We start from the raw sequence: 23,883 nt of genomic DNA on the forward strand, positions 1-23,883 counted from the left end.
ATGAATGAGGGCATTATTCGTTCGCCCAGCCGGCTCAACAAGGCGGCGGTGCTAAATTTGAAATTTCCTAAGAAGAAACCGGCAAGGATAAACACGTGGACCAGCTCAGTTGCCTGCGCATGTTCCTGGAGGTGGCCAGGCGCAACAGTTTCGCCGGCGCGGCGCAGCACTTCGGCGTATCGCGCGCCACCTGCACCAAGCAGGTGGCCTGGCTGGAACGCTCCCTGGGCGTCAAGCTGCTCAACCGCACGACCAAGCAACTGGGGCTGACGCCCGCGGGCCTGCAGGTGCTGGAGAACGGCACCGACCTGCTGCAGCGCTACGACGACCTGCGCGAATCCGTCCACGATCTGTCGCGCGACGTGGCGGGCGTGGTGCGGGTGGGCGTGCCGCCGGCCTTCGGCACGCAGCGCCTCTTGCCGGTGATAGGCGAATTCCACGAACGCTATCCCGACGTCCAGATCGCGCTCAGCCTGCTCACGGTCCGCAAGCAGGAGACCTTCGTCGAACAGGGCCTGGACGTGGGCATCATCATCGTCCCGGTGCTGAAAGACGCGAGTTTCATCGCCATTCCGCTGGCCGAGGCGCGCCAGGCGCTGGTCGCCTCGCCCGCCTACCTCGCGAAGGTTCCGCCCATCACCCATCCCCGCGACCTCCAGCACTGCAAGTGCCTGGTCAACTGGAACAAATCGCCCACCGCCACCTGGAACTTCACGGGCCCCGAGGGTCCGGTGGCGGTCCGGGTCCAGGGGCCGCTGCGCTCGGACTTCGGCGACGCGCTCAAGGAAGCCGCGCTGGCCGGCATGGGCATCTCCATGCATCCCTATTACATGATCGCCGACGAGATCGAACGCGGCGAACTACAGGTCGTGCTGCCCGGCTACGTGCCATCGGGCCTGGACGTCTACGCCATCTACTCGTCGCGCAAGAACCTCCCCATGCGGGTCCAGGTCTTCCTGGAGTTCCTGAAGGAATGGGCCAGGACACCCAAGTCCTGGAGCAAGGGCATGGAGTAGCGCGGGCGACCCGGATCATTGCTTGAGCCGGGAGCGGAGTGCCTCGAACAGGAAATCGTTCAGCAACCGGCAGCGCCGGGGCACGAGCTCGCGCCGGGGCATGTAGATGAACAGCTCCACCGGCCGCGACACGTACCCCACCTCGATCCGCGCAAGCTGGCCTTCGCGGACCAACGGCTCGGCATAGTAATCGGTGATCTGCCCCACTCCCGCGCCGTTGAGCACCAGCCAGCGCTGCGTGCCGACATCCGCGACCGTGATCGCGTGCGGCAGTTCCAGCGTCCGCACCTCGCTGCCGATCTTGAAGGACCACGGCCGGACGGTGTCATTGCGCGGATGCCTCAAGGCGATGCAGCGGTGCGCGCGGAGGTCCTCCGGGGACGTGGGCACTCCTTGCGCGGCCAGATATCCGGGCGAGGCGCACAGGTCGTGTCCGACCACCCCGATGCGGCGCGCCGTCAGCGAACTGTCCGGCAGGCCGCCGCCGATGACGCCGATGTCGGCCTGCATCTGGACCATGTCGGCCAACTGGTTCAGTACCAGCAGGTCGACATGGATTGCCGGATGCCTGGCGCCGAATTCCAGCAGCAGGGGCGCGATGGTGGACGCGCCCAGGCTGTGGCCCACGGCCAGCCTGACCGTGCCCACGGCGTCGCTGTGCCTTTCCCGCAAGGCAGCTTCGCCTTCTTCGATCAGCGCCACGCCCGCCCGGCACTTTTCGTAGAAGATGCGTCCCTCTTCGGTCAGCCACATCTGGCGGGTCGTCCGCTGGAACAGCCTGATGTCCAGCCAGGCTTCCAGTTGCGCGATCTGCGAGCTGACGGCCTGCGGGGCGATTTTCAGCTTGCCTGCCGCTTCGCTGAAATTCTTCGCCTGCGCGGCTTGCAGGAAAGTGGAGATGAGCCGTAGTCGGTCCATGGCGATTTACATCGGCGTCCTGCAAGTGTTTCCGGTCGGCGGCACTATGCCAGAGCAGGTACGGTCGGTAAAGTGCCTCGCATCCCAACGCCGACGCCTTCCCCGCCGCCATGAAACGCATGTTCGCCATCGCCGCCAGTCTCGCGGTGTCCTCCCTGCCGGCCCACGGGGCCGACACGTTTCCCTCGCACCCTGTCACCTTCGTCGTGCCCTTTCCGCCCGGCGGGGGCGTCGACCCCGTCGCGCGCCTGGTGGGGACGAAGCTGGCGGAGAAATGGGGCCAGCCCGTCATCGTCAACAACCGTCCCGGCGCCAGCGGGAATATCGGCAGCGACCTGGTGGCGCGCGCCGCCCCCGATGGCCATACGCTGCTGGTCACGACCAACGGTTTCCTCATCAACCCCCACGTCCTGAGCCCGGCGAACAAGGCCAGGGCGGACGCCATGGCCGACTTCAAGCCCGTCGCGATGCTGTCGACCACGCCGCTCGTCGCCCTGGTCCATCCTTCGGTGCCGGCCAGGAACCTGGCGGACCTGGCCGCGCTCGCGCGCAAGGAGCCGGGGCTGCTGTTCGCCGGATCCGGCAACGGCTCCCCCATGCACATGGCCGGCGAGCTTTTCAAGAAGGCGGCCGGCGTGTCGATGACCTATTCGCCGTACCGAGGCATCGGGCTGGCCATGAACGACGTCCTGGGCGGGCACGTGAAAGTCATCTTCGTGGGCCTGGCCGGCGGCAAGGCGCAGATCGACTCGGGCAGGCTCGTCCCGCTGGCCACGCTCGAAAGCCGGCGCACGCCCTTGCTTCCGGATGTGCCGACGGCCGAGGAACAAGGCTTCCCGGGCACCCTCATGGATGCCTGGTTCGGCATGTACGGCCCCAGGGACCTGCCGCCCGGCCTCGTCGCGCGGATCAACGAGGACGTCAACACCGTCCTGAAAGACCCCGCGGTCGCGAAACAGCTGGCCGAGATGAGCCAGGCGCCCGAGCCCATGAATCCGTCGGCCTTCGCCGCCAAGGTGAAAGCCGATTACGACCGCTACGGCCGCATCATCCGCGACGCGCACATCCAGCCGGAATGACCATGCCGAGCACCCGCTCCGCCCCGAACATCCTGCTGATCATGACGGACCAGCATCGCGCCGACCACCTCGGCTGCTACGGCAACGGCGTGCTGCGCACGCCCCACATCGACGCCATCGCCCGCCGCGGCGTCCGCGCCGGACGCTTCTATGTCGCCAACACCACCTGCATGTCGAACCGCGCCACGCTGATGACGGGCCGCATGCCCTCGCGGCACGGCGTGGTCCACAACGGGATCAATCTCGATCGCGACCACGTCACGTTCGTCGACCTCCTGAAAGACGCGGGCTACGCCACCGCGCTGATCGGCAAGTCCCATCTCCAGGCCTTCGGCTACGACGGCGCGGGCCGACGCACCTGGACGAACGCGGGAACGGGGACGCCGCCAAGCCCCCCGCTGCGGGACGCCGTGCGCGCCACCCGCACGGGCCCGCAATACCTGAACGAGTGGACACCGCTCTGGCGGGAGGGCGGCCGATCGGCGGTGGACACCCCCTACTACGGCTTCGATCACGTCGAGCTCTGCACCCTGCACGGCGACCAGGTCGGTGGCGACTACGATGCGTGGCTGGCCCGCCGCCATGCCGATCCGGCCAGCCTGCGCGGCCCGGCCCATGCCATTTCCGGCCCGCGCCATGGGACTCCCCAGGCCTGGCGGACGCGCATGCCCGAGCATCTCTATCCCTCCGCCTACATCGGCGAGCGCACCTGCGCCTGGCTGGAAGAGCATGCCCGCCAACACGCCACCCAGCCCTTTTTCCTGCAGTGCTCGTTCCCCGATCCCCACCATCCCTATACCCCGCCCGGGCGCTTCTGGGACATGTACCGGCCACAGGACATTCCCTTGCCGCCGACGTTCTTCCAGCAGCCCCGGCCGGATGCGCTCGAGCGCATCCATGGCCGCACGCGCAATGGCCTGAGCCGCGAAGGCACGGCCGCGTTCTCCGTCTCCCCCGCCGAATGCCAGGAAATCATCGCGCTGACCTACGGGATGATCTCGATGATCGACGAACAGGTCGGACGCATCGACGCCACCCTTGAACGGCTGGGCCTGCGGGGCGACACCGTGGTGATCTTCACCAGCGACCATGGCGACCTGATGGGGGACTACGGCACGATGCTCAAGGGTCCCATCCATGCGCAGGGCGTCATCCGCGTGCCCTTCATCTGGCGCGAGGGGCAGGGAAAACATGACGGGCGCGCGGGCGCGACGCTGGACATTCCCGCCGGCACGCTGGACATCGCGCGCACCATCCTGGAGAAGGCCGGTGTCGCCCCGTACAACGGCCTCCAGGGGCTCAGCCTCCTGCCCTGGCTGGAAGGCCGCCAGGCGCCCCCTCCCCGCCGGCGCGGCATGGTCATCGAGAGCGAGCAGCCACGCCAGACCGACCCCGGCCTTCCCCGGCTGCGGGTCCGCAGCCTGGTGACCGACCGATGGCGGATCACGCTTTCCAATCACGCCCAGGCGGGCGAACTGTACGACCTGCGCGAGGATCCGCTGGAAACGCGCAACCTCTGGGCCTCGGCGGATGCCCGCACCCAGCGGGAAAGCCTGCTGTTGCAACTGGTCCAGGAAATGCTGGACTTGTCCGATGAATCGCCGCTGCCCGCCGCCGTAGCCTGAGCGGCCCACCGCCCCCCATTCCGTCCCAACGCAAAGACGCGCGTCCTGGCGCGGGCCGGCTCACGCCCTTACCCACCCAAGGAGAACCCCCATGAAGATCCCGTACGTGCTTGCCGCGGGCCTCGTCTACGCCACGCAATGCCAGGGTGCCGTCACCCTCTACGGCATCGTCGACAACGGCTATCGGTACGACAAGACCGAAGGCAGCCGCCCCGTCCACGGCCTCGAAAGCAGCAACCAGTACGCGTCCCGCTGGGGCATGCGGGGAACCGAATCGCTCGGCGGCGGCCTGGAGGCGTTCTTCGTCCTGGAATCAGCCATCAGCACCGATACCGGCACCGAAGGCGGCAACCGCCTGTTCAACCGGGCGTCCTACCTGGGATTGTCGGGCCCGATGGGCACCGTGCGCGCCGGCCGCACGACCCACCTCGCATTCGAATGGGCACCCGGCATCGCCAACCCGTTCGGCCTGGGCTATGGCCGGGCGCAACTGGGAACCACCTTCGCCTACAACGACAATGAGTTCGGTTCGGGCCGCGTCAGCAACGCGATCTACTACTACTCGCCTTCCCTGCATGGGTTCCAGGGCGGAATCGGCTACAGCTTCCAGGTCAACGGCAGCGAACTGCCCGGCAGCTCCGCCAACAACCGCATGATCGACCTGGCCCTGCGCTTCACGGGCGGTCCGCTCGGCATGGTGGCCGCCTACGAGGCCGTGCGGGGCGCGGCGGGTGCCGCCAGTCCCAAGGTCCTCACGCTGGGCGCATCCTATCGGCTCGGCCGCCTCACGGTGAACGCCGGATACGGGCACCTGCGCCAATCCTCCGGCACGGCTTTCGGCGTCGGGGCCGACCGCTCGTATTCCGTGGGCGGCTCGTTCGACGTCGGCAGCCGGGGCCGGTTGCTTGCCGCCTACCAGACGGCAAGCGCCAGCAAGCTCGACAACTGGGCGATCGGCTACAGCCACGCGCTGTCCAAACGCACCTCGCTGTACACCTTCGTCAACTGGGGCAAGACGTCGCCGGGCCCCGTTCCGGCGCGGCTCAGGCAAAGCCAGTTCGCCGTCGGCATGTCCCACCGGTTCTAGACGGCGCCCTTGCGGCCGCGCTTGCCTTCCTTGCTGCCGAACAATTCGACCAGGCTTTCGCGCAGCCAGGTCAGGGCCGGGTCCGCGTGATAGCGGTGGTGCCAGTACATGTTCAGGTCGAACACCGGGAATTTCACCGGGGACTCGCAGATCTCGAGGTTGGACTCCCGCACGGCAAGCCGGCCGAAGTTGCTGGGCACGGGCGCGATCAGGTTGGTGTCCGCCACGATGGGAAGCACCGACAGGAAGCTGCGCACGCGCAGCGCGATCTCGGCGCGCACCGCGCGGCTGAGCAGGACACCCTCCACCGCCGCCAGGTGATGCGTCGCGGGCGGGGCGGCAAGGATGTGCCGCGAGTTGCGCAGTTGACTCAGCGTCAACGGCATGCCCTGCGTGGCGCGGCTCTTGCGCCGCACATAGACGAAGTGCTCGGGAAACAGCGTTTGCTGGTGTACCTGCTTGCCCAGGCCGGGAATGAAGCCCATGGCCATGTCGATGTCGCCCGAGGCCAGGCCCTCGCCCAGTTCCCGCAGGTCCGCCGACAGGCTTTCCACCGTGATGCCGGGAGCATGATCGCCCAGGTAGGCCAACAGCTTGGGCAGGAAGTAGCGCTCGCCGGCATCGCTCATGGCGATGCGGAATGAACGATTGGCGTCCCTGGGATTGAACTCCGTCCGTTCGATGGTGGTCCGCACGGTTTGCAGCGCGGATGCGACGGGTATCGACAGTTGTTCGGCAAAGGGCGTCGGCACCACGCCGCGCTGCATGCGCACGAACAGCGGATCGCCGTAGGTCTCGCGCAGCTTGGCCAGCCCGTAGCTGACCGCCGGCTGCGACAGGCCCAGCCGCTGTCCGCAGGCGGTCAGGTTGCGCGTCTGGTAGATGGTGTCGAACAGCTCAAGCAGGTTGAGATCGATCTGCCGGGTAAGGGGCCGGGCCGTCGGGCGCATGGTCAGATATCAGTGGATTCGATATCACAAATCTTATCTTTTAATTTCTCAAATGAGTACCCGTCCCCTAGAGTAGCAGCGCCAAGGGAGGCAATACCATGAACCAGCACATACGGCTGGCCGTTCTGGCCGGCATTCTTTCCATGGCCGCCACGGCGGCGAACGCGCAGTCTTTCCCCACGAAACCCGTCCGCATCCTCACGCCCTCTTCCGTGGGCAGCGGTCCCGATGTCGCGCTGCGGGCCATCGCGGAGCAGCTCGGCAAGAAATGGGGGCAGCCCGTGATCGTCGACAACCGCCCGGGCGGCAACGGCTTCGTCGCCACCGGCCTGTTCAAGCAGGCCAAGCCCGACGGCTACGAACTGATCGCGCCGGACAGCAGCCACATCGCGACCCATCCGCACACTTTTCGCAAGCTGCCCTATGACCCGCAGAAGGACTTCGAGCCGATACGGCCGATCCTGAACACCGCGTTCTTCGTCGTGGTCGGCGCGAACAGCCCCTACAAGACGCTGGGGGACATCATCCGGGCCGCCAGGGAGCAACCCGGCAGGGTGACCTATGGATCGTGGTTCGTGGGCAGCCCCGGACACCTGGGTGGACTACGGCTGCAATCGCTGAAAGGCATCGAGATGCTGCACGTGCCGTTCAAGGACATGGGCCAGTTGATGACCGCCGTCGCCGCCGGGGAAGTCGGGTGGACGTTGGGCAGCGACGCCAGCGCCGGGCCGCTGGAGAAAGCGGGCAAGCTGCGCTATCTCGCGATCGCCGCGCCCGCGCGTTCGCCCATCCATCCGCAGGTGCCGTCCGTGGACGAGAGCCCGGACACGAAGGGATACGACGTGCAGGCCTGGGTCGGCCTGTTCGCGCCGCCCGGCACGCCCGAGGCGATCAAGCAGCGCATCAGCGACGACGTCGCCGCCGTCCTGAAGTCGCCACAGATCGTCGAACGCTACCGGCTGCTGGGCTACGAGAATCCGGACCTCGATCCCAGGCAATTCGCCGCCCGGATCCAGCGCGATACGGACGCCTGGGGCGCCGTCATCAAGCAGGCCGGCCTGCGGCTGGACGACTGACCGACACACGCAACGAGAAGGGGACGTTTTTCATGCAATCGAAGTCAAAACCGGGAACGATGGAGCGATACCGGGTGGAAGGCCAGCTTGCTGTCGTGACCGGTGGCGCCCACGGCATCGGCCTCGCATGCGCCGGGCTGCTGCGCGAAGCGGGAGCCCGGGTGGTGATCGTCGACCGCGACGGCCCTGCCGCCCGGACCGCCGCGCGGGCGCTGGGCGACGGCGATGCCCGGGAACTGGATGTCCAGGATACGGGCGCGATCGGCCCCGCGTTCGCCTCCATCCGCGCGCAGCACGGCCCCATCGGCATCCTGATCAACAACGCCGGCATCTCGATCCGCAAGGGCGCGCTGGAGCTTGAGCTGGAGATGTGGAAGCAGGTCCTGGACATCAACGTGACCGGCGCGTTCCTGTGCGCGCGGGAAGCGGTGCGCAACATGGACGCGGCGGGCGGCTGCATCGTCAATACCGCGTCCATCATGGGACTGTCCGGCGGAAGCCTGTATCCCAACGCGGCCTACCATACGGCCAAGGGTGCGGTGGTCAACATGACGCGGTCGCTGGCGATCGAGTGGGCGCCGCGCCGGGTCCGGGTCAACGCCGTGGCGCCGACCTGGACCCGCACCTCGTTCATCGGCGAACTGTCGGCCGACGTCCGTACGCGCATCGATGCCCTGACGCCGCTGGGAAGGCTGGCCGAACCCGAGGACGTGGCCGAGGCCATGCTGTTCCTGGCCAGCCCCGCCGCCTCGATGATCACGGGGCATATTCTTCCCGTGGACGGCGGCTACCTCGCCCAGTAGATACCGTCCATGCCTCCCGTTGCCATTGCCTGCGCCATCCTCGCCCCGCTGATCTGGGGCGCCCAACTCGTCGTCATCAAGGTCGGCCTCGCGGCCTTCCCACCGCTGTTCTTCGTGTCGCTGCGCTTCGCCATCCTCTCGGCCATCCTGCTGCCCTTCGTGCCCAGGCCGCGGCGCGACCAGGTGTGGCCCGTCGTCCTGATCTCCATCTTCATGGGCGGCCTGAACTTCTCGCTGATCTTCATGGGCCTGGGGCAGGGCCAGGCCAGCCTGGCCGGCGTGGCCATCCAGTTGGCGACGCCGTTCACGGTGCTGCTCGCGTGGCCGCTGCTGGGCGAGCGTCCGCCGCCGCGCGTCCTGCTGGGCGTGGTCATCGCGTTCGGCGGCGTGGCCCTGGCTACGGTCGACCCCGGCGCGCAGGTCGCGCTGCTGCCCACGCTCATGTTCGTCGGCGCGGCCTTCGGCCTGGCCATGGGCGGCGTGCTGACGAAGCGCTACGGCCCCTTCGACCCGTTCATGCTGGTCGCCTGGATGTCCACCCTGGCGCTGCCGCAGATCTTGGCGATGTCGCTCGCGATGGAAACCGGCCAGATCGACGCGCTGCGGTCCGCTCCCGGCTCGGCCTGGCTGGCGCTGGCCTATACCGTGTTGCTGGGAGGCATCGCCGGCTTCGGACTCTGGTTCTGGCTGATTGGCCGCTACTCGATGGCGCGCGTCGCGCCGTATGGCCTGCTGCAAACGGCATTCGCCGTCATCACCGCCACCCTCTTCCTGGACGAGCCGCTGACCGTCACGCTGGTGGGCGGCATGTTCCTCTGCATCGCCGGGGTGGCCATCACGCAGCGGCGGGCCTGACCGGTCAACCGGCGAGGTGCGCCATCACCAGCGAACGCAGCACCGGCAGCCGGCCCGAGAAGAAATGGTCCGCGCCCGGGACCACGACCACCGGCTGCATCTGCGGCCGCGCCCAGTCGAACACCGACGCCACCGCCACGCGCTCGTCCTGTTCGCCGTGGATCACCATGGCATCGGGAATATCCGCCGGCGGCTCGTAGCTGCGCCGCCCGGGGATCTCGCCGGCCGGCATCCCGGCCAGGCACACGCGCCATGCCGGGTCGCCGCCATCGGCCAATGTCCGCGCCACCCTGGCCTGCACGAACGCGCCGAAGGAGAAACCGACCAGGGCCAGCCGCGTGCCGGGCTGAGCGTCGCGCAGCGCCTGGCACAGCGCGAGCACGTCGTCGGTCTCGCCGTCGCCCTCGTCGTGCGGACCCGCGCTGCGCCCCACGCCGCGGAAGTTCGGCCGGGCGACCAGCCAGCCCGCGTCGCACAGCGCCCGCGCCAGGAACTGGGGAATCTTGTGCCGGGCGCTGCCGCCCTGCAACGGATGGGGATGCGTGACGACCGCCAGCCCGGCCGCGGGACCGCCGGGCAGGTCGAACACGACCTCCAGGTCTCCCGCCGGGCCGTCCAGCAACGCGGCGCCGCCCTGGGTCAGATCGAGTGTTTTCATGGCGGGAATCATACGCCCTGGACAGGCCCCCCTCCCGCCGGAACCGTCACGACCGCTCGAGCACCGTCAGCATGGGACGCCCCCCGGTGGCCTTCTCCCGTATGGGCGGGACCGGCAGCCGCGGGGCTCCCGGTTCGATGGCCAGCGTGTGCTCCAGGCTGTACCAGATTTCCCCCGCATTTTCCCCGAAGCGAGGATCGCGCCCGGCATGGCGCACATAGTTCCCCACCAACGCCCGCGTCACGCCGAACTGCACGTCGCTGTCCAGGTTCGGGTCGTCGTTCGAATAGACCTGAGCGAACTGCGTCTTGTAGCCTGGCTTGTGGACCAGGAAATGGATGTGGGCGGGGCGCATGTTGTGCCGGCCCTGCTTGCGCAGCAGCGCGCCCACCGGACCGTCCACCGGTATCGGATAGCCCACCGGCTTGACCGAGACGAACTCCACCATCCCGGCCGCGTCCGTGCGGAACTTCCCCCGCAGGTTCATTTCCGCCTGCGCGGGGTCCTGGTTCTCGTAGAACCCCTCGGGCGAGCAGTGCCAGACATCGACCTCGGCGTCCGCCACGGGTAATCCCGCCGGATCGACGACACGCACGCGGACGAGCAGCGGCACGCCGGCGGTCTCGTCGCGGACGATGCTGTCGCCGCTGGCCATCGGCGGCGAATTTTCACGCCAGAACGGGCCGAGCAGGTTGGCGGTCGTCTCACCTCCCTGCCCGTTGTTCAGCAGGCACACCAGCGACGACAGCCCCAGCGAACCGGCGGCCAGCACCACCTCGTTGTGGGATGCCGTCGTGCGCTGTCCCAGTTGCGCGATCACCGCGCATGCCTGCTGGAACTCGGCCTCGGTCAGCTTCACTTCACGCGCGAAGTCATGCAGATGGCGCACGGCGGCGCCCATGATCTGCCTGAAGCGCGCATCGGGCGCCCGCTCCAGCTCATCGAGCACGGCGGCCGTTACATCGGCCTCATTTCCTATGATCATCACTTTCTCCTGCTGCTGCATTGACTACCGATGAACATTGCTTTTCAATGCGAGGCCGAAGGGCCGCGATGCGTGTCCTCCGTCCCCATGGTTTTTTCAAAGCGCTTCGCGAACGATGACTCGTACCCCGAAATCCGGCCCCGCCGCCGAGAAACCCGGCGCCGATCGACCGGCCGATGATTCGCCTTCCCTGATCGACGACCTGAACGAGCATCCCGGCCACCTCTTCCGCCGCGCGCAGCAGATCTCCACCTCGGTCTTCTACGCGACGCTCGGGGAACACATCACGCCCATACAGTTCGCCCTCCTGAACGCCATCCAGCACCACCCCGGCGTCGACCAGGTCACGCTGGCCAGCCTGGTCGGCCTGGACACCTCGACCACCGCGGCCACCGCCACCCGGCTGGAGGAAAAGGGCCTGATCGAGCGGCGCCTGGAAGTCGTCCTGCGCCGTCAGCGCAAGCTGTACCTGACGGGCCAGGGGGTCAGGACCATGGAAGGCATGACCCAGGGCCTGACCGACATGCGCAAGCAATTGCTTTCCCGGCTGAGCCCCTGGGAGCAGGAAACCCTGATGCGCCTGCTGCGCAAGTTCGTCGAGGTGAACAACGAGTTCAGCCGGGCGCCGCTGGGGGAAGTCAGCCGGCTCCCCAAGGGCAGGCGCAACTCCGCCTGACGCCATGCCGCCCTAGTCCAGGGTCAGGCCCACGGTACGCACCAGGGCCTCGTTCTTGCGCGAGGTCGCCGACAAGTCGGCCTTCACCGCGTCCGCCTTCCTGCCCTGGGGATCCAGGCCGTTCTGGGTGAAGACGGACGCGGCCTGGGGATGGGCCAACGCCTTGGCGAAGGCTTCGTTCAAAGTATCGACGATCCGGTCCGGCACCGACGACGACGCGAACACGATGAAGCTGACCCGCGGCTGCAGCTCGGCGAATCCCGCCTCGGCGAACGTGGGCGTGTCCGGCAGCAGCGGGCTGCGGGTCGCGCCGGTGACGGCCAGGGCCTTGATCGCGCCGGTCTTGATATGGCCGAGCGCCGGCGACCCCACGCCGCCGGACACGAGCTGGACCTGATTGGCCACGAGGTCGTTGATGGCGGCCGCATAGCCCTGATAGGGCACGTTCACGATGTCGACCCGGGCCTGCTGCTTGATCGACTCCAGCAGCAGGTGGTGCGTGTTGCCGATGCCCAGCGTGCCGTAGTTCAGCTTTCCGGGATGGGCCCGGGCATAGTCCACCATGCCCCGCAAGGTATCCGCCGGCAGCCCCTTGGAAGCGGACAGAACGATGCGGGACTCGGCCAGGTCCACCACCGGCCGCAGGTCGGCGGCCTTGTAGGGCAGCTTCTTGAACAGATGGGGATTGAGCGTCACGATCCCGTCGTCGGCCACCAGCAGGGTGTACCCGTCGGCCGGCGCGCGCAGCGCGGCGCTGGTCGCGATGATCTGGTTGCCCCCCGGGCGATTCTCGACGACCACCGTCTGGCCGAGCGCCGCGGTCAGTTGCTGGGCCACGGTCCGGGCGGCCAGGTCGGCCACGCCGCCGGTCGGATACGACACGATCAACGTGATCGGCTTGGACGGGAACGGCGCCTGCCCGTGGGCGGGCAGGGCCAGGGCACAGCCCAATGCGATCGAGACCTTCGTCATCCACCCCAGTCCTGCTGTCTTGCTGCGTTTCATGCTGTCTCCTCCGGCAATGTCCGGCTTATCCACGACGGTTTCCATTCCTGTAGGGGCCCAGGCAGGCCAGCGCCAGATCGGCGATGGGCGTGGGCACGCCGGCACGGCGCCCCTGGCTGCACAGTTCCCCGATGATCCATTCGACTTCCAGCCGCCTGCCGGCCTCCAGGTCTTCCAGCATGGAGACCTTGGCATCGGGATTGGCCCGGTCGGTGAAACGCATGGCCTTCTCGATCAGGTCCGGCGGCAGAGGAATCGCCAACGCGCGCGCCACCGACGCGGCTTCGCGCATGGCGCGTTCGAGCTGTTCCCGCAGCCGCGCGTCGCCGGTGATCGGCCCGACCGGCTGGCGCGACAGGCAGCACAGCGCGGCGGTGGCCGCCAGCATGATGAATTTCTGCCAGAGTTCCGACACGATGTCCGCCGAAAGCTCGACGGAGAAACCGGCCTCCCGGCCCGCCCGCTGGAACGCCAGCATCGCGGGCGACACCTTGCCGTCCGGATCGCCCAGCGTCAGCGTGGCCGTGGGCGTCTTGCGCTCGATCACCCCCGGCGCGACGATGTGCGACGACAGCAGCACGGTGCCCGGACAGACACTGCCGCGCGCAAGGTGTTCGGCCAGGATCCGGTGGGCCACGATGCCGTTCTGGGTCGTCACGACCAGCGTCCCCGGCCCCACCACGGGCCGGATGGCCTGGGCGGCATCCTGCAGGTCGTAGAGCTTGACGCCGCAGATCACGACGTCCGCCAGTTCCGCGCCGGGCGCATCCGTGGCCAGCAGGTTCGATACCGTGAACTCGTCCTTGCCATGGCGGATCCTCAATCCGTGCTTCCTGATCGCGTCCAGGTGCGCGCCCCGGCAGACCAGGGTCACGTCATGGGAAGCGCGGGCCATCATGGCCCCGAAGTACCCGCCTATCCCGCCCGCGCCAAAGACCACTATCTTCATCGCATGCCCCCGTTCAATCCCTGAAGCCAGGCGCCACCCTGTCGGCCAGCCTGAGCATGGCCGGCCATTCCTTGTGGCCGAGCGGGCTCTTGCCGGTGGAGTATTCGTCCAGCCTGGCATCGCTGAATCCCAGCCTGGCGATCTCCCGCGCGATGCCGGCCGGCGGCAGCCGGGGCTGGCGGCCACAGGCCAGGATGTCGAGCTGCGCCTGGCAGGCCTTCTCCAGGTGCCACATGATGCTGAACGCTTCGGCCACGGTCTTTCCGACCACCAGCGTTCCATGGTTGCGCAGCATCAGGACGATGTTGTCGCCCAGGTCGCGCGCCAGCCGGGCCCGCTCGTCCAGGCTGAGCGCAAGTCCCTCGGACTCGTGATAGCCGATCCGTCCGTGGAAGAGCATGGCATGTTGCGTCAGCGGCAGCAGCCCTTCTTCCAGCGCGGATACCGCCATGCCCGCACGGGTGTGGAGGTGCAGCACGCAATTGGCATCCTCGCGCATGGCATGGATGGCGCTGTGGATGACGAAGCCCGCCTTGTGGACCTCGTGTTCGGAAGGCTCGACCAGCGTTCCCTCCAGATCGACCTTCAGGAGATTCGAAGCCGTGATCTCGTCGAACGCCAAGCCGAACGGATTGAGCAGGAACTGATCGTGCGAACCCGGAACCCGCATGGAAATGTGCGTGTAGATCAGGTCGGTCCAGCCGAAGTGGGCGACCAGGCGATAGCAGGCCGCAAGGTCGACGCGGGCAAGCCGCTCGGACGTCATGCCGGGTGGCGGCTCGCTCCCTCGCCGCGGCAGGCTACCTGTCTCATCCATGTCATTCATGCTTTCTTCTCCGGAAGCAATTCAGCTTACTGAATTGGCGCTAGCATAGCGACAGCGAGAGGCGGCAACAAGAGCATTCTCAGTTCACGTTTACCCTTAATACATGGGCTTTTTCAGCCGTATCTTGCTTTCCAAAATGGCTTTGCATACACTGATTCAGTGTACTGAATTGCAATATCAGGAATGCGAAGGAGACCGCAATGAAACATGACGGCGAAGCGACCGCGCGAACTTCACCGCCCGCGTTCCCGAAGAACCGCTGGCATGTCGCCGGTTTTTCCTGGGAACTCCAGGGGCAGCCCATCGCAAGAACCCTGCTCGGACATCCGGTCGTCCTCTTCAGGGCCGCGGACGGGGTCGCCGCGCTGGAAGACCGGTGCTGCCACCGCCACCTGCCGCTTTCGCTGGGAACGGTCGAAGACCGCGGACTGCGCTGCGGCTATCACGGCCTGCTCTACGACGCGCGGGGAGCCTGTATCGAAGTCCCGGGACAAGCCACCGTTCCCCCCCGCGCCAGGGTCCGAAGCCATCCCCTGCGCGAGCAGAACCAGATCCTCTGGATCTGGCTGGGCGACGACGAGGCCACCGCGCCGCCACCGGACTATGGCGTGCACGACGACGACCGCTATCGCTTCCGCGGCGGCGTCGTCCACTACGACGCTCCCAGCCAGCTGGTGCACGACAACCTGCTGGATCTCAGCCATCTCGCCTATGTGCACCTCAAGACCATAGGCGGCGATCCGGGCCTGCACATGCACGCGCCCATCCAGGTCGAGCAATCCGGCGACACCTTGCGGATCGTCCGCCTGATGCCCGATTCCGATCCGCCCCCCACCTACGGGCTGGCCTGGCCGTTCGCGGGCAAGGTGGACCGCTGGCAGGAAATCGAATTCCACGGCAGCCACCTGCTGATATGGGCCGGCGCCATGGATGCCGGTTCGGGCGCGCTGGACGATCCGGACCGGGGCGGCCTGCACATCCGCGGCTTCCATGGCGTGACGCCGGAAACGGAAACGACCTGCCATTACTTCTGGACGGTCGCCACCAATCCCCATCCCGGCATGCCGGACATGACGGATGCCATCCGCGAGCAGGTCGAACTGACATTCAACGAAGACAAGGCGGTCATCGAAGCCCAGCACCGCAACATGCGGCGGTTCGCCGGCGCCCCGGCGGTCGACATCCGCGTGGACGTCGGCCCCAATCGCGCGCGCCGGCTGCAGGCCGAGGCGGCGTCACGGACGGTCAACGCCCATCAAACGTAAGGAGCAACTCATGTGGATGAAGAACGCCTGGTACGTGGCGGCCTTTTCGAAAGAGGTTCATACGAACCTGCTGGCGCGTACCTTTCTGGGAACCCGTGTCGTCCTGTACCGCCAGGAGGACGGCCAGGTCGCGGCCCTGGAGGACAGCTGCGCGCATCGCCGCCTGCCGCTTTCCTTCGGCCATGTCGAGAACGACCGACTCGTCTGCGGCTACCACGGCATGTCCTTCGGCGCCGACGGGAAATGCACCGGGATACCGGGCCAGGAGCGCATACCGCCGGCCGCGCGCGTACGCGCCTTTCCCATCCAGGAACGGCATGACCTGATATGGATCTGGCTGGGCGATCCGGCCCTGGCCGGACAATCCTCGCCCCCGGACGCGGGCCGCATGAAGCACCCGGACTGGGTGCCCAGCGCGGGCTATTGCCACCTGGAAGCGGACTACCGGCTGCTCAACGACAACCTGCTGGACCTGTCGCACGTCGCCTTCGTGCACGGGCGGACCATCGGCAACACCGCCGTCGCGCAATCGCCCATCAAGGTCAGCCAGCAGGGCAACGTCGTCAGCGTCCATCGCGACGTCGTGGGCGCGCACGCACCGCCGTTCTATGCCCACCTGGGCGGCTTCCGGCAGCCCATCCACCGCTGGCACACCGTGAACTACCACGCTCCTTCCACCTGCATCATCGAGGTCGGCTGCGAGGCGATGCAGCCGGGCGACGGGCTGGGCAGGATAGAGGGCGTCGTCATGCACCTGATCACGCCGGAAACCGAGGACAGCTCCCACTACTTCTGGGCCTTCATCCGCCGGTTCCGCCAGGACGAGCCGGCGCTGACCGAATACATCCGGCAGGCCATCGATGCCACGCACACCGAAGACAAGGTCGTGGTCGAACTGCAGCACGCCGCGCTGACCGCGCCGCAGCGGGAGAATCCCGTCAACCTCGCCATCGTCGTGGACAGCGGTCCCCTGCGCGGCCGCCGCCTGCTGGAGGAGCTGATCCAGCAGGAGCCATCGGCGCCCGCCCCCGAACCCGTGCCCGCCCACCTGGCGGGCTAGCGTTTTCCCACACTGAAGAGAGACAGACATGACAGGAAACCGTGGCGTTGCCTACGTCGGGCAAGGCGTCGTCGAAGTCCGGGAGATCCCCTTCCCGAAACTCGAGAGTCCACAGGGCCGGGCGATCCGCCACGGCGTCATCCTCAAGGTCCTGACGACGAACATCTGCGGCTCGGACCAGCACATGGTCCGGGGGCGGACGACCGCGCCGGCGGGACTCATCCTCGGACACGAGATCACGGGCGAGGTCATCGAGGCCGGCCAGGACGTCGAGTTCCTCCGCAAGGGCGACATCGTCTCGGTGCCGTTCAACGTCGCCTGCGGCCGATGCCAGACCTGCAAGGAACAACAGACCGGCGTCTGCCTGACCGTCAACCCGGCGCGCGCCGGCGGCGCATACGGCTATGTCGACATGGGCGGCTGGATAGGCGGGCAGGCGGAATACGTGATGATCCCCTACGCCGACTTCAATCTGCTGAAGCTGCCCGGGCGCGAACGCACCCTGGAGAAGATCCGCGACCTGACCTGCCTGTCCGACATCCTGCCCACCGGCTACCACGGCGCGGTGACCGCGGGGGTCGGGCCGGGCAGCACCGTCTACGTCGCCGGCGCGGGACCGGTCGGGCTCGCGGCCGCCGCCTCGGCCCGCCTGCTGGGCGCCGCGGTGGTCATCGTCGGCGACGTCAATCCCGCGCGCCTGGACCATGCGCGCAAAGTGGGGTTCGAGACCGTCGACCTGTCGCGCGATGCCTCCCTGGGCGATCAGATCGCACAGATACTGGGCGTGCCGGAGGTCGACAGCGCCGTGGACGCGGTGGGCTTCGAGGCGCGTGGCCACGGTCACGAGGGCGCGCGCCACGAAGCGCCCGCCACCGTGCTGAACTCGCTGATGGAGATCACCCGCGCGGCCGGGAAGATAGGCATTCCCGGCCTGTACGTGACCGACGACCCGGGTTCGGCCGACCCGGCGGCGCGCAAGGGCGCATTGAACGTCCGGTTCGGGCTGGGCTGGGCGAAATCGCACAGCTTCTTCACCGGACAGACGCCCGTCATGAAATACAACCGCGCGTTGATGCAGGCCATCCTGTGGGACCGCATCCGGATCGCGGACATCGTCGGCGTGGAGCTCATCTCGCTCGACGAAGCGCCGCGGGGCTATGCCGAGTTCGACGCGGGCGCGCCGAAGAAATTCGTCATCGATCCCCACGGCATGACGAAGAAGCATTGAGCGAAGCGCGGTGAAGGGCCGGACCGGGGCTGGGATAGCTTTGTCCCGCCCGGCCGCCGGACTTGCCACGTTTGGACGGATACTGCGGCTTTCCCTTCCCCCTGCCGCCATGACCCTCGCCGTCCTCGCCAGTTGCGCCCTGACCGGCATCGACGCGCCGCCGGTGCGCGTCGAGGTCCACCTCGCGCCCGGCCTGCCGTCCTTCACCATGGTCGGGCTGGCCGACACCGAAGTGCGAGAAAGCCGCGAGCGCGTGCGGGCCGCGCTGCTCAGCTCCGGCTTCGACTTCCCGGCGGGCCGGCTGACCGTCAACCTCGCGCCCGCCGACCTGCCCAAGGAATCGGGCCGCTTCGACCTGCCCATCGCGGTGGGCGTGCTGCTGGCATCCGGGCAGATCGCCATGCCCTCGCTGGCGGGCCGCGATCGTGCGCGGGACGCGATCCCGCCACTTGCCCGGCTGGTGCTGGCCGGCGAACTGTCGTTGACCGGCGCGGTGGTGCCCATCTCGGGCGCCCTGGCCATCGCCCTGTCCTTGTCGCGGCGCCAGCCCGGCGCCGAGCTGCTGCTTCCCGCCGCCAGCGCCGGGCAGGCGGCGCGGGTACCGGGCCTGCGGGTCTACGGCGCCGCCACATTGCGGGCCGTCGTGGCCCACCTCGAGGAAAAACACGTGCTGGCCGCCACGGCCTGCCATCCCGACACGGCGGCCGGCACACCGCCCTGCCTGTCCGACGTCAAGGGCCAGTACGGCGCGCGGCGCGCCCTGGAGATCGCGGCGGCCGGCGGCCACAACCTGCTGATGCTGGGGCCGCCGGGTTCGGGCAAGAGCATGCTCGCCCAGCGCCTGCCCGGCCTGCTGCCGCCCCTGCGCCACGGCGATGCGCTGGAAGCCGCCGCCATCGCCAGCCTTGCTCCCGGCCCGGCCCCGCCCTTCGGCCTGCGGCCCTTTCGCGCACCGCATCATTCCGTGTCCGGTGCCGCGTTGGTCGGCGGCGGCACCCGCCCCCGGCCGGGAGAAATCACCTACGCCCATCTCGGGGTGCTATTCCTGGACGAATTGCCCGAATTCGGCCGGCATGTGCTCGACACCCTGCGTGAACCGCTGGAAACCGGCCGGGTCTCCATCGCGCGGGCCCGGCATCGTACCGACTATCCGGCACGTTTCCAGCTCGTGGCCGCAATGAATCCTTGCCGATGCGGCTGGCATGGCAGCAGCTTGAAAGCGTGCACTTGCACACCCGACCAGGTGGCCGCGTATCGCGCCCGGCTGTCCGGCCCCCTGCTCGACCGCATCGACCTCCAGGTCGACGTCCCCGCCGCCGGCGACGACTGGACCGATCTGCCGCCCGGCGAGCCCACCGCCGCCGTGCGCCAGCGTGTCGAAGCCGCCCTGGATTGGCAGCATCGCCGCCAGGGCTGCGCCAACGCGGCGCTCGCGCCCGGGCAGGTGGACATCCACTGCCTGCCCGATGCCGCCGCCCGCGCCTTGTGGAAGCAGGCCATGAAACAGTTCGCGTGGTCGGCGCGCACCGCGCACCGGGTGCTGAAGGTGGCCCGGACGGTGGCGGACCTGGCGGAATCGGCCGTGATCGGGAGCCCGCACATGGCGGAAGCGGTACAGCTCCGGCGGCCGTTGCGCGAAGGATAGGCAAGGCCCCGCCGCAGTCCGTCAACAATCAACATCCCCTCTCGACCAGAGATTCGATGTGGTCCTACAATCGCGGACGCTCAAACATGCTCCGGGTTGTTCATCCCTCATGACCTCCTGCCTTTTTGTTGGACGAGATACGATTCCCATCGGTCGGGATGACACCCCGACCCCGGCCATCCGCCCGGTGCGACATGAGCGTTGAGTTCGTCATCGGGGTGCTGAATACGTCGATGTCGGCGATCTTCGGCGCGAGCCTGCTGGCCCTTTGGTACTACCAGCGCGAACTGGGCTATATCGCGATCCTCGTCTTTTCGTACGCGGTACGAATCCTGTCTTTCGGCAGCCTATATGCCGCCTTCGCCCTGGACATGCTGGAACTGCGCATGGTGGCCAATGCGCTGATCCTGGCGGCCACGGCGCTGCTGTCCGTCGCGATTTCCAAGCGGCTTCGGCTCCGGCCCCACTACGGCAGCCTGGCGGCCATCACGGCGATCTCGCTGGCAGGCGGATGTTTCTTCGTGTTCGTCGAAGACAACCTGCCCATCCGGGCCGCCGTGATCAACCTGGGACTCGCCGCGATCTGCTTCGTGATGCTGGCCGACCTGACCCGGCGCCATCGACGCACTCCGGTCGAACAACTGCTGCTCGGCCAGATCGCCATCGCGTTCCTGAGTTTCGTCTCCCGCCCCCTGACTTTCCTGATTCCCGGCATCGACCCCGCCCAATCCGAAGCCGTGTACTGGATCGTGGTGTCGATCTCGGACACGCTGATCTGTTCGACCCTGGCGGCGGCCATCTTCGCGGTCATCGCCGTCGACGTGATGGACCGGTTCAAGGCGGAAGCACAGATCGACATGCTGTCCGGCCTGTTCAACCGCCGCGGCTTCGAATCCCGCGCCCTGCCCATGCTGGCCCGGCAGACCGGCGCGGCGCCCGCCGCCCTCATCCTGACCGACCTGGATCACTTCAAGTCGATCAACGACCGCTTCGGGCATCTCGACGGCGACAAGGTCATCCGGACCTTCTCCGACATCCTGAAAGACAAGGCGCCGCGCGATGCCATCGTCGGGCGCATCGGCGGCGAGGAATTCGCGATACTCCTGCCGCCGGGATTGGCCGCCGCCGCCCACGCCATGGCCGATACCGCCCGATCCGCGTTCAAGGCCACGGCGCCCGCCATCTTCGCGCACGCCTTCCACCCGACCGCGAGCTTCGGGATCGCCATTGCGCGCGCCGGCGACAATCTCCTGGGCCTGATGGAGCGCGCCGACCACGCGCTGTACCGGGCGAAGAACGAGGGACGGGACTGCGTCCGGTAGGCGTGGCGGCTTGCCTATGCGGCCGTCGTTCGTTTGCGCGGGAAAACGTCAAGCGCAACCGCCGGCTCGATGGCGGCCCGGGTTCGATTTCGTCCCGAGCTCTTGGCTTCGTAGAGCAGCCTGTCGGCCCGCTCATAGAGCTGCACCAAGCCTTCATCACCCAAGGCACTCACCACGCCCATGCTGGCGGTGACAGGCCGTGCGAGACCCGGAACCTTATCGGCGACAACCGCGGGGATCGCCTGTCGCCGTCGCTCGGCCTCGACACCGGCATCGTCGCCGCGCAAGAGAAGCACGAACTCTTCTCCGCCAAGGCGGTATGCCGCAACGTCCGGGCCGGCCTGGATGGCGCTGGCCACGGCCTTGAGCACCGCGTCTCCCACCGCATGCCCGTTCAAGTCATTGATCGCCTTGAAATGATCGAGATCGATGGCGGCCAGCGTACCGAAGCCTTCGGCTCGACGCTGCGCGAACTGTCTCTCCAGCGCCCGCCGGTTGAACAATCCCGTCAATGAATCGGTTTCGGAAAGCCGTTCAAGCAAATAGGCTTCGGTGCGTGCGCGATCCCGCTCCCGCCTCATGGTCACGAAGCGGTCCGCCACGCCCAGCGTCGTGAAGAGGACTTCGCACAGGCAACCGGCGTAGAACATGAGCATGGCGTCCGCGCTGTGGAACCAGGGGGTCACCCCCGTCACCAGGCGGACCAGTCCGACCAGCACCATGGGTGTGTATCCCACCGCCTGGAATTTCGCGGCACGGCTTCCGCGACGCAGCGCATCGATCATCGACAGAATGAACACAACCAGGACCGGCGCGAACGCGGCCGTGTAGGCACTCGATTGCATGGGCCGCGCAACGAACGGGAACGCCGCGTGAAATGCACTCAGGAATATTGCCCACACCGCGCAATACGGCAGCATGCGCCGAAGCACGGGGTGCATCAGTCCAGGCTCGATAAAGCTGTAGGTGAACATCGTGCCGGAAGCGACGGTCGCTCCGAAGATCACCGTCGTCATCCAGCTCAACGTCATCGCGGGCGGGTCGAAAAGCACGACCGCGATGTTCGACGAGACCAGCAAGGTCATCAGCAGCGACAGCGTAAGCGCCGAGTGCCAGAGCACGAACGGTTTGCGCAGTACCTGATAGAACGCCGCATTGAAGATCAGCGGCATGATGAGCATGCCCGCAAGCGCGGAAACGATGACCAGGAGCCGCGAGGCACCGGCGCCATCGCCCGCGGCATCCTTGGACGCCAGATGGGCTTTCTCCAGCGTCATCCGGTGGCTGGGCAGGTCGATGGCGACGACGACCTGCTTCGTCGCGCGCGTTACCTCGGACAGGGAAGCCTTGAAGTACCCGCCGACCATTGAACTGGACAAGGCGGCGGCGGGAATCGTGCTTTTCCGGATCGCGCCATCCTGGTCGATCGCAAGCAGATGCACCGCCTCGAGCGCGCTGCGCCGCGAGAGGAAATACCGGGGAAGGGGGTCGGCCGGGCTGAGATCGAAACGAAGCAGCACCCGCTCCGCATCGATGGAAAATTCCCGGTCGGCACAGGACCATCGTTCGTCCGATCGGGCCATCGCGACGATGTCATCCGACAATCCGCCGGATGCCCAGCAAGCGCTGCGGACGTCGGCGAAATCAGCCGCGCTGGCCGGCCCGACGCGGAGGTGCGCCAGTATCGCCACGAACAGCGATACCGCCAAGACACACCTTCGAAAGCAACCCCACGCCATAACGTCTCGACAGCGCAACAAGATTTCGGTGCAGTCAATCGCGTCCGGCATCAGCTTGGCAGAGCAGTCGCCCGATTGACCGGAAGCAGGGCGGCAGGGCGCTGGGCTGCTAGACGCGGCAGTTTAGCAAACGCCCGCTTACGGCCACCGCGGCCGGGTCCATGAGATGGCCGTCGATGCCGGGGTCGATCCGCCGGAAGCCGGTCCGTCGGTCCATCTGACCGAGGGCCGGCCCAACCGGTAGTACCATGCACGCTTGCCGGCCGCCCGCCGCGTCCGGCCGTCGATACGTGCAAGGGAAGATCCACAGCGCATGCGCTCCATAGGCCGCACACGAAGTCTGTCCGAAGAACTCGTGCAGCTCATGTCCGAGAAGATCCACGGCAAGGTGTGGAAGCCGGGCGACAAGCTGCCGACGGAAGCCGAGATCATGCAGGAGTACGGCGTCAGCCGCACGGTGGTGCGCGAGGCCATCTCGCGCCTGCAGGCGGCGCGCATGGTCGAGACCCGGCACGGCATCGGCACCTTCCTGCTGGAACCGCCGGTGGCGCCGCTGCGGCTCGATGCCCGGGACGCGGTCACCATGCTGGACGTGATGGCGGTGCTGGAGCTGCGCATCACGGTCGAGACCGAGGCCGCCCGCCTGGCCGCCGAGCGGCGCACCGAGCAGGACCTGGCGGAGCTGCGCCGCACGCTGGCGGCGTTCGAGGCGCAGATCGAGCCGGGCGGCGACACCGTCGCGGCGGACCTGGCCTTCCACCAGCAGGTGGCGATCGCCACCGGCAACCGCTATTTCCACGAGATCCTGGCGCAAATGGGCGCCACCATCATTCCCCGGACGCGGGTCGATACCGCCGAACTGGCGCGCGACGACCGGCGGGCCTACCTGGCGCGCGTGCATCGCGAGCACCAGGCGATCTACGAGGCCATTGCCCGCCAGGACGGGGACGCCGCCCATGCCGCGATGCGAACCCACCTGGCCCGGAGCCGGGAGAAGCTGCGGCAGGCCTATGCCGCCGGCCAGGGCGGCGAGGCGGCGGCCGCCACCTAGTGTGCTGTCCCGCAGGGACGGCGCATGGCGTCGCCCGATCATTGCCTTCGCGCATCTTAAGTTGT

At 67.6% G+C, this 23,883-nt stretch carries 22 protein-coding genes; 14 read left to right on the forward strand and 8 right to left on the reverse strand.

The window, feature by feature from the left end:
• The first annotated feature begins 95 nt into the window (after positions 1-95).
• Positions 96-1,016, forward strand: coding sequence for a LysR family transcriptional regulator (locus AC1Q6E_RS10855; protein WP_152793067.1), 921 nt, complete (start codon positions 96-98; stop codon positions 1,014-1,016).
• Positions 1,017-1,031: 15 nt separating this feature from the next.
• Here AC1Q6E_RS10855 and AC1Q6E_RS10860 read toward each other — a convergent pair whose 3' ends face one another.
• Entirely contained in the window at positions 1,032-1,934 is a 903-nt protein-coding gene (locus AC1Q6E_RS10860; protein WP_152793066.1) for a LysR family transcriptional regulator, read from the reverse strand.
• A 119-nt stretch (positions 1,935-2,053) separates the two neighbouring features.
• Between AC1Q6E_RS10860 and AC1Q6E_RS10865 the strand changes: the two genes are divergently transcribed.
• The 3 genes from AC1Q6E_RS10865 (at position 2,054) to AC1Q6E_RS10875 (ending at position 5,725) form a co-directional block, all read left to right on the forward strand.
• Positions 2,054-3,013 (forward strand): Bug family tripartite tricarboxylate transporter substrate binding protein, encoded by a 960-nt coding sequence (locus tag AC1Q6E_RS10865; protein WP_296555832.1) that lies wholly within the window; start codon positions 2,054-2,056, stop codon positions 3,011-3,013.
• Positions 3,014-3,015: 2 nt separating this feature from the next.
• Positions 3,016-4,638, forward strand: a complete 1,623-nt coding sequence (locus AC1Q6E_RS10870) for a sulfatase family protein (protein WP_492572725.1) — start codon at positions 3,016-3,018, stop codon at positions 4,636-4,638.
• 91 nt (positions 4,639-4,729) lie between these two features.
• Positions 4,730-5,725 carry a porin gene (locus AC1Q6E_RS10875; protein WP_296555829.1) on the forward strand — a complete coding sequence of 332 codons (996 nt, stop codon included), beginning with the start codon at positions 4,730-4,732 and terminating at the stop codon, positions 5,723-5,725.
• Here AC1Q6E_RS10875 and AC1Q6E_RS10880 read toward each other — a convergent pair.
• A complete protein-coding gene (locus AC1Q6E_RS10880; RefSeq protein WP_152793062.1) occupies positions 5,722-6,675 on the reverse strand; it encodes a LysR family transcriptional regulator in 954 nt (317 codons plus the stop codon). The two genes, AC1Q6E_RS10875 and AC1Q6E_RS10880, sit on opposite strands and share 4 nt — an antisense overlap.
• 98 nt (positions 6,676-6,773) lie before the next feature.
• Between AC1Q6E_RS10880 and AC1Q6E_RS10885 the strand changes: the two genes are divergently transcribed.
• The 3 genes from AC1Q6E_RS10885 to AC1Q6E_RS10895 are packed head-to-tail and all read left to right on the forward strand — an operon-like array spanning position 6,774 to position 9,409.
• A complete protein-coding gene (locus tag AC1Q6E_RS10885; protein WP_152793061.1) occupies positions 6,774-7,751 on the forward strand; it encodes a Bug family tripartite tricarboxylate transporter substrate binding protein in 978 nt (325 codons plus the stop codon).
• 32 nt (positions 7,752-7,783) lie between these two features.
• Entirely contained in the window at positions 7,784-8,554 is a 771-nt protein-coding gene (locus AC1Q6E_RS10890; protein ID WP_492572726.1) for an SDR family NAD(P)-dependent oxidoreductase, read from the forward strand.
• A 9-nt stretch (positions 8,555-8,563) separates the two neighbouring features.
• Positions 8,564-9,409, forward strand: a complete 846-nt coding sequence (locus AC1Q6E_RS10895; protein WP_492572727.1) for a DMT family transporter — start codon at positions 8,564-8,566, stop codon at positions 9,407-9,409.
• 4 nt (positions 9,410-9,413) lie between these two features.
• Here AC1Q6E_RS10895 and AC1Q6E_RS10900 read toward each other — a convergent pair whose 3' ends face one another.
• On the reverse strand, positions 9,414-10,067 hold the full coding sequence (locus AC1Q6E_RS10900; protein WP_152793059.1) for an alpha/beta hydrolase: 654 nt from the start codon (positions 10,065-10,067) through the stop codon (positions 9,414-9,416).
• A gap of 46 nt (positions 10,068-10,113) precedes the next feature.
• Positions 10,114-11,052 carry a dioxygenase family protein gene (locus AC1Q6E_RS10905; RefSeq protein ID WP_296555824.1) on the reverse strand — a complete coding sequence of 313 codons (939 nt, stop codon included), beginning with the start codon at positions 11,050-11,052 and terminating at the stop codon, positions 10,114-10,116.
• A gap of 115 nt (positions 11,053-11,167) precedes the next feature.
• On the opposite strand from AC1Q6E_RS10905, the gene AC1Q6E_RS10910 reads away from it, so the two are divergent.
• Entirely contained in the window at positions 11,168-11,728 is a 561-nt protein-coding gene (locus tag AC1Q6E_RS10910) for a MarR family winged helix-turn-helix transcriptional regulator (RefSeq protein ID WP_152793057.1), read from the forward strand.
• A gap of 12 nt (positions 11,729-11,740) precedes the next feature.
• Here the strand turns inward: AC1Q6E_RS10910 and AC1Q6E_RS10915 are convergent, their stop codons facing one another.
• The 3 genes from AC1Q6E_RS10915 to AC1Q6E_RS10925 are packed head-to-tail and all read right to left on the reverse strand — an operon-like array spanning position 11,741 to position 14,499.
• The gene (locus tag AC1Q6E_RS10915; protein ID WP_296555822.1) at positions 11,741-12,733 is read right to left on the reverse strand and encodes a Bug family tripartite tricarboxylate transporter substrate binding protein; all 993 of its coding nucleotides are present in this window, start codon (positions 12,731-12,733) and stop codon (positions 11,741-11,743) included.
• A gap of 25 nt (positions 12,734-12,758) precedes the next feature.
• Positions 12,759-13,682: a ketopantoate reductase family protein gene (locus tag AC1Q6E_RS10920; RefSeq protein WP_492572728.1), complete on the reverse strand. Its 924-nt coding sequence runs from the start codon at positions 13,680-13,682 to the stop codon at positions 12,759-12,761.
• Positions 13,683-13,695: 13 nt separating this feature from the next.
• Complete coding sequence (locus AC1Q6E_RS10925; RefSeq protein WP_296555843.1) at positions 13,696-14,499, reverse strand: class II aldolase/adducin family protein; 804 nt, start codon at positions 14,497-14,499, stop codon at positions 13,696-13,698.
• A gap of 209 nt (positions 14,500-14,708) precedes the next feature.
• On the opposite strand from AC1Q6E_RS10925, the gene AC1Q6E_RS10930 reads away from it, so the two are divergent.
• From AC1Q6E_RS10930 to AC1Q6E_RS10950, 5 genes are all read left to right on the forward strand, one after another.
• Positions 14,709-15,773 (forward strand): Rieske 2Fe-2S domain-containing protein, encoded by a 1,065-nt coding sequence (locus AC1Q6E_RS10930; protein ID WP_296555819.1) that lies wholly within the window; start codon positions 14,709-14,711, stop codon positions 15,771-15,773.
• A 10-nt stretch (positions 15,774-15,783) separates the two neighbouring features.
• The gene (locus tag AC1Q6E_RS10935; RefSeq protein ID WP_296555818.1) at positions 15,784-16,833 is read left to right on the forward strand and encodes an aromatic ring-hydroxylating dioxygenase subunit alpha; all 1,050 of its coding nucleotides are present in this window, start codon (positions 15,784-15,786) and stop codon (positions 16,831-16,833) included.
• Between the two features lie 28 nt (positions 16,834-16,861).
• Positions 16,862-18,061, forward strand: coding sequence for a formaldehyde dehydrogenase, glutathione-independent (fdhA, locus tag AC1Q6E_RS10940; protein ID WP_296555817.1), 1,200 nt, complete (start codon positions 16,862-16,864; stop codon positions 18,059-18,061).
• Between the two features lie 109 nt (positions 18,062-18,170).
• Entirely contained in the window at positions 18,171-19,706 is a 1,536-nt protein-coding gene (locus AC1Q6E_RS10945; protein ID WP_492572729.1) for a YifB family Mg chelatase-like AAA ATPase, read from the forward strand.
• 194 nt (positions 19,707-19,900) lie between these two features.
• On the forward strand, positions 19,901-21,028 hold the full coding sequence (locus AC1Q6E_RS10950) for a GGDEF domain-containing protein (protein WP_152793051.1): 1,128 nt from the start codon (positions 19,901-19,903) through the stop codon (positions 21,026-21,028).
• 14 nt (positions 21,029-21,042) lie between these two features.
• Here the strand turns inward: AC1Q6E_RS10950 and AC1Q6E_RS10955 are convergent, their stop codons facing one another.
• Positions 21,043-22,737, reverse strand: coding sequence for a sensor domain-containing diguanylate cyclase (locus AC1Q6E_RS10955; protein ID WP_492572730.1), 1,695 nt, complete (start codon positions 22,735-22,737; stop codon positions 21,043-21,045).
• 343 nt (positions 22,738-23,080) lie between these two features.
• Between AC1Q6E_RS10955 and AC1Q6E_RS10960 the strand changes: the two genes are divergently transcribed.
• Positions 23,081-23,818: a FadR/GntR family transcriptional regulator gene (locus AC1Q6E_RS10960; protein ID WP_492572731.1), complete on the forward strand. Its 738-nt coding sequence runs from the start codon at positions 23,081-23,083 to the stop codon at positions 23,816-23,818.
• The last annotated feature ends 65 nt before the right edge of the window (positions 23,819-23,883 follow it).

It is taken from the genome of Pigmentiphaga sp. MLSB6-MA01 (assembly GCF_058793475.1).